The sequence below is a fragment of the Rhodothermales bacterium genome, assembly GCA_041391505.1.
Lineage (GTDB): Bacteria > Bacteroidota > Rhodothermia > Rhodothermales > JAHQVL01 > JAWKNW01.
In genome coordinates, this window is record JAWKNW010000061.1 from 1 (window position 1) to 5469 (window position 5469).

Here is a 5469-nt window from a genome sequence, read left to right on the forward strand (position 1 = left end):
GGCCGTCCAGGGCGCAGACAGGGTGGCACGAAATACCCGTCGATCGAAAGCGGTTCCACCCTATATTGCAGACGCTTGAAATGGGGACGGGCTGTAGAGTGGTTGCATGAGCGGTGCGCTCAATTCTCAATCTGCCGAACGATGCTGTATGAAGCGCGATGTGAGGCGTTCATGGTTGCCTCTTAGACCGGCTTTCCTGCTTGTGCCGGCCATGATCTGGGGCGGGGTGATGTCGCCATTTACATCGGTGGAGCATGCGCGGAAAACGCTTCTGCCGGATGAAGGGACAGCGTTCGGCGCGGCTTTGTCCGATAGGGAAGCCGATTCGCTCGCGCTGGTCGATTTGTATAACACCACGGATGCCATCAACTGGCATAACCGCACGAACTGGCTGCGAGGCCCCATGGGCAGCTGGTTTGGGATCACCGTTGCGAACGGTCGCGTCACCCGGATCGAGCTGGCGTCGAACGGATTGTCGAGTCGTCAGAGGCCTTCAGGTCTTCCGCCTTCCCTGGGCAATCTCACCGAATTGCGTGTGTTGGATGTGCAGAATAACGAGCTGCGGGGCGGCGTGCCGGACGCGATCGTCGGGCTGACGCATCTCGAGCGGCTGTATGTCAATGGCAATGGGCTCTTCGAACTGCCCGACCTGAGCGGGATGCCTGCGCTCGTCGACGTCCGTGTGGAGAACAATGCGTTTACGTTTGAAGATCTCGAGCCGAATGTGGGGACGTCATTCGCGTTTACCTATGCCCCCCAGGGTTTGCTTCCCGTGTCGCCGCTACCGGTGTTCGCATACGATAGCACCCGCGTGACCCTGCATATACCGGTTGGGGGCGAGCATAACCGGTACCAGTGGTATCTGGACGACGTACCCATCGCCGGCGCGCATGCCGACCGGTACACCATTGAAAACCCCTCATACACCAACATTGGCCCCTACGTGCTGGAAGTCACGAATACGGTCGCCACGGAGCTGACGCTGTGGAGCGGCCGAAAGTACGTCACGTATGTGCCGCAATTCGAGTACAAGTGGCTGGATATCGGCGCCTACCAGCAGGTATACAGTGCGACCGGGGCGCTCGGCTGGACCGGCGTCTCTGAGAATGGCATGCAGTATCCGGCGATTCTCAGGCACTCGGGCCATAAGGACGGCGGATGGATTCTGGGTGGGCGTCAAGGACTGGACGGATCCGAATGGGCAGGCGTACCCCTTTTTCGTCACGCGTATGGGACCCCGTTCGGATTTCGAGAAGAACGACAGGGAGGTCAGCTTTCCGCTCCGGAATACACTCATCGGGCGGTATCCGGACACGGTTGTCGAGGTGAACGGCGCCGCCTCGTTCGACAAACGGGCCGTGCTCGACGACGTGGACCCGACCCTCGCGGCCGACCGGATGGTGCACACCACCTATAATCTGGCGCTCGGTATCACGGTCGATCGCAAGGCCTATGCCTACACGAACGCCTTCCACGACAACTACCACATCGTCGAATACGCCTACTGCAACACCGGCAATACGGACGAGGATGCCGACATCGAACTGCCGAATCAGACGCTGCACGACGTCATGTTATTCAGCATCCACCGCTGGCGAGGCAATGAGCAGGCGGCCTGGGCAACGTCCTCGCCGCAGGTCTGGGGGCGGTACAGCATGTTCGACGTCGTCGGCGACGGCCATGCGACCTATCCGGTGGATTTTACCGCCCAGTACGGATGGATGGGTTCAAATCTGATTTTTCGGGCCGAAATGGGGTACTCCAATATAGGGGGGGCCCTGTTCAGCGACAGGAGTCCCTACGTGGCCGCCGGCGACACGGTCGGCCGCCTGGCCGGCCCCACGATGGTCGGGCAATCCATCATCCATGCCGACAATGGGCCGGATGACCGGTCCTATGACCCCGCCAGGCAACCGTCCATCCTGGCCTGGATGGACAACGACTCGGTCACGAGCCTTCCCGTGGCCAGCGAGCCCACGCAGCAAGATTATTATGAAGACACCATCCTGGGCATGCGGGGGCAGCTGAAGTATCCGGGGTGCGTCACGTGCGAAGGGCGGATTTATCCGCATTTCGCCGACCTGATGCAGCCATCCGGCGCGTTTTGGATCCCACCCGACGATCCAACGCTGTTGGATCAATTCGCCGGCGGCTTTTCCCCGACCACCGGGTTTGGCCCCTACGAGCTGGCGCCGAATGCCTGCGTCAACGTCGTCGTCTCCGAAGGCGCCGCCGGCCTCAGCGTCGACGCGGCAACGAAGATCGGACGCGCGTTCAAGCGGGCCGGCGGAGACCGGGAATCCAGCCTCATCGCTTACGACGCCGACGGCGACGGTGCGATCGATACGCAGCCGTTCGATTACGACAATGTGTTCGTCGGGACCGAAATACAGACGAAAAACCAGTGGGTGATGTCGGCCCGGGATTCGCTGTTTCAGACGTTCTACCGCGCCCGGGACCTGTACAACGCCAGCAACGCGATGGCCGCCTATCCGATCGTGGAGCCGCCGCGTCCGCCGACGCGGTTCAGCCTGCGCACCGAGGCCGACAGGATCGCCCTCGATTGGACGCCGGCAGAAGCCGGGCCCGCCGTCGATCACTGGGAGCTGTTCCGCACGCGGGACCGGGTGGATAACCTGTACATTAGCGGCTGCCTGGACGAGCCGGCCATTCCGTGCGGGTATGAACGGGTGGCGATGCTGCCGGCGGACGCGGTTTCGTACGTCGATTCCCTGGTGACTGCCGGTGTGGACTATTATTATTATCTGGAAGCCGTGGGCGACGCACAGCCGGCGGACCCAACGGCGATCCATGGGACGCCCGGCGGAACTGCCCTGCGCAGTGCGCGCTACATGACACAGACGTATACGCCGGCCACGCCGGGCATCATGGCGGAGCCGGAGCCCGAACCGACGACGTTCACCCTGGAGGGCAACTACCCAAATCCGTTCAACGGGTCGACCAGCATTCAGTATGTGCTCCCGGAAGCAGCCGATGTAACGCTCGTCGTATACGACATCCTCGGCCGCGAAGTACGGCTCCTGCTCCAGGCGCGCGAGGAAGCCGGCCGGCATATACATCGTTTCACGGCGGATGGGCTTGCGAGCGGCGTCTACCTGTACGTGCTGCGGACGGGCACCCACGTGGGCGTCGGCAAGATGCTGCTGGTGCATTAAACAACACATGCATTCATCAGAATGCATGGGTTGCCGTTCCAGGTTGCATGTTTAACGATCAAGGACGATGTGCCTTTAACCACATTCCGCGGGTTTGTCATCCCCCAATCTGGTCGGGGGATGACGAGAAGAGAGCGAATGCAAGTTCTCAACCGGCTCTAAACGATCCATGTTCAAGGTTCCTGGCATACATCATTGAACCATGAACATGAAACCTTGAACTGAAAACGCACGACACATGGCAGATTCAACAAGGCCGTGGCCACCCAGCTGGCCAACATGGAAACGCGAACCGGAAAAACGCTCGATGAACTCAAGGCCATCGTCCACGCGAGCGGTCTGTCCAAACACGGCGAACTGGTCGCGATGCTCAAGACGACGCTGGGCATGGGGCATGGCGATGCGAACCTGCTGGTCCATTTCGCGCGCCAGAGCGATGGGCAAAGCGCCGCCGTAGCGAAAGGAGTCGCCGGCGATGCCGTCCTCGACGGACTCTACACCGGTCCCAAAGCCGCGCTACGGCCCATTCACGATCGGCTGCTCGAGGTGCTGCGCGATCTGGGTGATTTCGAGGAGGCGCCCAAGAAGACGTACGTCAGTTACCGGCGCAAGAAGCAGTTTGTGATGATCGGGCCGGCCACGAATACGCGGGTGGAGGTCGGGCTGAACATGAAAGGCCTCGACGCCACGGATCGGCTGCTGGCGTTGCCGGCCGGGCAGATGTGCAATTACAAGGTGAAACTCACCGACGCCGGCGAGGTCGATGCCGACCTGATCGACTGGATCCGGACCGCCTACGAATCGGCCGGATGAGTGAAGCAACGTCGGTCCCCAATCCCTACCCACTATGTTTATAGGTCACTACGCCCTCGGACTCGGAGCGAAGCGATTCGCCCCCGCCGTCTCGCTGGGGACACTGTTTATTGCCGTGCAGTTCGCGGATCTGCTCTGGCCGACGCTGTTGTTGCTGGGCCTGGAACAGGTTGAGATAGCGCCCGGCATCACCGCGGTTACGCCGCTGGACTTCATCAGCTATCCGTATTCGCATAGCCTTGTCATGGCTGTGGTCTGGGCCGGCGTGTTCGCCGGCGTGTACCTTGTCGTCCATAAAAACCGGCGTGCGGCGGCCGGGATGCTCGCGGCGCTGGTTGCGAGCCACTGGGTTCTCGACGTGGCCACCCATCGACCGGACATGCCGATCACGATCGGCGGCGACCTCCGCGTCGGGCTCGGCCTGTGGGATCGGCTGCCGGCGACGCTGGCCGTCGAAGGCGCGTTGTTTTTGGCCGGCGTATACCTCTATGCACGATCGACACGGGCGAAGGACCGGGTCGGGACCTTCGCCTTCTGGGGATTGATCGGATTTCTGGTCGTCGTTTATCTGGCCAATCTGTTCGGCCCTCCACCGCCCAGTGTCTCCGCGATTGCATGGAGTGCGCAGAGCCTCTGGCTCATCGTCATCTGGGGGTACTGGATCGACCGACATCGTGAGGGTGTGCAGCAGCAATCCCGGCCCGCATAAAATTACTGTTTGGCTTCGATTTCCACCCGCGTCATCGTCTGCCCCGGGATCGAGAGGAGGTAGCGCATGCCCCGGCGCGTGACGTGAAGATCCAGATCCCGGACTTCCTTGCCGCGCTCGTAATACCTGAATTGATAGTAGCCCGGCGCTAGATGCCAGAGCCGCAGCTCCACCAGTTTGCGTTCGCGGCTCGTCTCGTACAGGTCGATGCCGAACCCGGACGGACTGCTGTCGGTGACCAGCGCGGCCGTCGTCGCGCTGAGCTGGCTGTAGGTGACGACCGGGTAGGGAGACATCGCTTCAGGCGTCCCGTCCCCTGTCAGCATCGCGCTCAGGTGCCGCTCGCCCGGGGTATTGGGGCGGGCGACGTAGACGCGGTCGGTGTGCAGCACCTGATCGGTCAGCAGCGGGACGTTGAAGCGGACGACGTCCAGGATATCCTCCAGGCCGGCTGCGAGGTGGTTCGTATCCCCCGAAAGACGATAGCGCGCGTACGGTGTGCCGTAGTTCAGAATGAGGTCGTCGTACGTCTTGTCTCCCGTGCGGAGTCGCCAGGTCTCGACGACGCTCCAGAACGCGCTGGTTTCGCGCAGGATGGCGGCGGCCCATTGCGGCGAGCCTGCCGGCAGGGCATCAGCCGCCGGCGCGTCGCGGTAGCGCGCCACCAGATCCAGCGATGCCTTGAGCGGGGCGAGCAGGCGGTCGTCGCGGGTGAGGGTGTAGGTGAACAAGAGCTGATCGAGCATCATGCTGCCGGCGGCGTGCTGCCAG

General features: G+C 62.1%; 5 protein-coding genes. 4 read left to right on the top strand and 1 reads right to left on the bottom strand.

The window, feature by feature from the left end; all coding sequences use genetic code 11:
* The first annotated feature begins 148 nt into the window (after positions 1 to 148).
* From R2834_24720 to R2834_24735, 4 genes are all read left to right on the top strand, one after another.
* Positions 149 to 1417 carry a hypothetical protein gene (locus R2834_24720; protein ID MEZ4703558.1) on the top strand — a complete coding sequence of 423 codons (1269 nt, stop codon included), beginning with the start codon at positions 149 to 151 and terminating at the stop codon, positions 1415 to 1417.
* A gap of 1471 nt (positions 1418 to 2888) precedes the next feature.
* A complete protein-coding gene (locus R2834_24725; GenBank protein ID MEZ4703559.1) occupies positions 2889 to 3176 on the top strand; it encodes a T9SS type A sorting domain-containing protein in 288 nt (95 codons plus the stop codon).
* A gap of 258 nt (positions 3177 to 3434) precedes the next feature.
* Complete coding sequence (locus R2834_24730) at positions 3435 to 3989, top strand: DUF4287 domain-containing protein (GenBank protein MEZ4703560.1); 555 nt, start codon at positions 3435 to 3437, stop codon at positions 3987 to 3989.
* A gap of 34 nt (positions 3990 to 4023) precedes the next feature.
* Positions 4024 to 4698 carry a hypothetical protein gene (locus R2834_24735; GenBank protein ID MEZ4703561.1) on the top strand — a complete coding sequence of 225 codons (675 nt, stop codon included), beginning with the start codon at positions 4024 to 4026 and terminating at the stop codon, positions 4696 to 4698.
* Positions 4699 to 4700: 2 nt separating this feature from the next.
* Here the strand turns inward: R2834_24735 and R2834_24740 are convergent.
* On the bottom strand, positions 4701 to 5469 hold a 769-nt coding region (locus tag R2834_24740), incomplete at its 5' end, for a hypothetical protein (protein MEZ4703562.1).

Excerpts from the sequence above, each read along its gene's own strand:
- R2834_24735 (MEZ4703561.1), top strand. The coding sequence starts at position 4,024 with ATGTTTATAGGTCACTACGCCCTCGGACTCGGAGCGAAGCGATTCGCC.
- R2834_24720 (MEZ4703558.1), top strand. The coding sequence starts at position 149 with ATGAAGCGCGATGTGAGGCGTTCATGGTTGCCTCTTAGACCGGCTTTC.
- R2834_24725 (MEZ4703559.1), top strand. The coding sequence starts at position 2,889 with ATGGCGGAGCCGGAGCCCGAACCGACGACGTTCACCCTGGAGGGCAAC.